The sequence below is a fragment of the Finegoldia magna genome (assembly GCF_018371055.1).
Classification (GTDB): Bacteria; Bacillota; Clostridia; order Tissierellales; family Peptoniphilaceae; genus Finegoldia; species Finegoldia magna_I.
The window spans coordinates 1-2,601 of record NZ_JAGYZD010000232.1 but is presented as its reverse complement, the minus strand read 5'-3'; the positions used below and the strand labels follow the sequence as shown (position 1 = coordinate 2,601).

The window sequence follows — 2,601 nt, the reverse complement described above, 5'->3', positions numbered from 1 at the left end:
AAAAATACGATTAAAGCAATTAAGAATCCAGATAAACAAATATATAATATTATTTTAAATATATATAAAGCATCTACCATTTCTTACCTACTTTTTGATTTCTTTTTTTACTTCTTTTGCTTCTTCTTTTGCAGTGTCTGCAGTTTTCTTTGCTTGTTTTTTTCCTTCTTCGACAGTTTTTTCTGCACCGTCTTTTGCTTCTTCTGCTACTTTTTTAGCTGATTCGCCAACTTTTTCTGCAGAATCTTTTACTTGATCTTTAGTGTCTTTAACATCTTCTTTGATTTCTTTTCCGTCTTTTTTAACTACTTCTTTAAGATCTTCACCAAGAACTCCCAAATCATTTTTAACTTCGTCAAATTGATCAGAAACTCTATTTAATTCAGTCATTCCTCTATCTTGGAAATCTTGATATTTGTCTTTAACACTGTCTGTTACATTGTCAGCAGTTAATTTTACAGTATCTACTGCATCGTTAAAGTTATTTACTGCTGTTTTTTTTGTTTCTTCTGCAAATTTTTTGATATCTTTTCTAGTTTCTTCACCTGATTTAGGTGCCAATAATAATCCTGCTGCCAAACCTAATGAAGCCCCAATAACTGTACCTAAAGTAATTTTAGCTTCGTCTTCATATTTACGTTTAGCAATTTCCCATTTGATTTGTCTTTCTTTTTCTCTTCTTTTATGTTCTAAATAATCCATTAAACTCATAATAACATCTCCTTAAATAATTTTTCTTATGTTTATTGTATACCCTCTAATCTCATATCTCAAACATTATTAGTGAATTATTTATAAAATTTTAATCTTTTAGATACAATCTAACCCAAGTTTCCCAGCCAACAGTTTGTTTTGGTGATTTCAATAAACCATTTTTCCCTTTGGCAACCATTCTTACAAAATCTTGGTCTTCCGTTAAATTCTTTCTGCCTTTTTCATTAAACTTTTCAGTAGTAAGTCCAGTGTTTTTGTCATTTACAAATACAAGGCAATCATCATCTATTGTTTTTCTGATTTCGTAATTCTTCTCACCACTTGTTACATCAAAATCAGGCAATGTTTTATTAATATCTACAATATCCCAATTAATCGCACCATTCTTTGAGAAGAAAGATAAATCATAATTTTGTCTCAAAGTTAAATCATTAGATTCAATCAATAAAATTTTCTTTCCTGGAAATGCGTATTCTGAAGCATTTTCTAAACTCAACTTTGCATTTTCTGGATTTTCTATCGTTACCTTTATAGGATCAATCAAAATTTTATATCCGTCGTTTTCCTTTACCATTTTTAATGGGTTAGTACTTTTATAAGATTTATCCGATTTTAAGTTTGCTTCATCATCTTCTAACCATTTTAATATAGTAGCTTGATACTCAGGGTTAGAATTTATTTCGTTGATAAACTCTTCCGCATCTTTGTTTCTGAATGGTACAGATTGATTTGATGATTTCACAATACTCATCATTTGTTCTGAGGATTTAGTTTGAACTGATTGTATGAACTTACCTTTTACAGATTCTGCTGTAATGGTCTTTTCAGCTAGATTTTCTTGGAACATAGGTTTTATGTATTTAACACCAAAAACAATACCAATTAATAAAGCCACACCAATAACTGCAAATATAATTTTCTTAAATATCGATGATTTTTCATCATCCTCATAATCATAATAATCGTAGTAATCATTATAATCGTTGTTTGTTTCTTGGAATGCTTTTTCTCTTTCTTCTTTCAATGATTCAGATTCAATATCCACTACATTTAATCTGTCAGTTGTATCTTGATTAGAGTCATTATCTATCTTAGAATAATTTTTCTCATTATCTGTTGAACTATCTTTTTCTTTTTTTATAAAACCAAGATTGTGATTTTGAGTTTCGCTTCTAAATTTAGAAGCCTCTAACAAAAAATCCTCAAATGTTTTTCCTTCAGAAGAAAAATCATCATCTTTTGAAAAATCATGACCACAAACTCTACAAAATCTATCTTCAACGCCAACAAATGAATTACAATTTGGGCATTTCTTTAAATTAGAATCTTTCATAATATCACTCACCTTATCTATCATATATTATACATTCTCATACTACTTTAGTGAATAGATAATCTCAAATTAAACACATAAGAAAAAAGCATGAGATTTTGTCCCATGCTAAGAAGCGAAATCGCTTTTATTTTCAAAATATCCTCAGAAGACCCTAATCAATTAATGACCTTCAGTATGTGAAGGTGGGTTGACTGTCTCAAACATCTGACATCCCTTCAAAGAGGGCTCGTCATCAATTATTGAACGTCCGTCATCCCTTATAGTGTGTGTCGGTTTAATTTTTCAGGGTTCCTCTTCTGAGGTTAATTTAATTATACTACAACATAAAAGTGTTTTCAAGTAAGATTAATTATTTAAAAATTTATTAAATCTTTGTGGAATTTCTGTCGTAATAATATGCTTATTTCTTTTCATATCGACAAATTCTATTTCATTTGCATGTAGCATTTGAGAAAATCCTTCTATTTTTTCTCCGTACAAACTATCTGCGACTATTGGACAATTAATATATTCCATGCTTACTCTTATTTGATGAGTTCTACCTGTCACAA

Annotated in this window: 2 protein-coding genes and 1 pseudogene; all 3 read right to left on the bottom strand. The window is 29.4% G+C overall.

Annotation, left to right across the window (positions count from 1 at the left end; genetic code table 11):
- Positions 1 to 87: 87 nt before the first annotated feature.
- Positions 88 to 711 (bottom strand): YtxH domain-containing protein, encoded by a 624-nt coding sequence (locus tag KHW44_RS08410; protein WP_304068382.1) that lies wholly within the window; start codon positions 709 to 711, stop codon positions 88 to 90.
- Positions 712 to 802: 91 nt separating this feature from the next.
- Positions 803 to 2,047 carry a zinc ribbon domain-containing protein gene (locus KHW44_RS08405; RefSeq protein ID WP_304068378.1) on the bottom strand — a complete coding sequence of 415 codons (1,245 nt, stop codon included), beginning with the start codon at positions 2,045 to 2,047 and terminating at the stop codon, positions 803 to 805.
- Positions 2,048 to 2,395: 348 nt separating this feature from the next.
- Positions 2,396 to 2,601 (bottom strand): annotated as a pseudogene (locus KHW44_RS08400) (RluA family pseudouridine synthase); the annotation flags it as partial.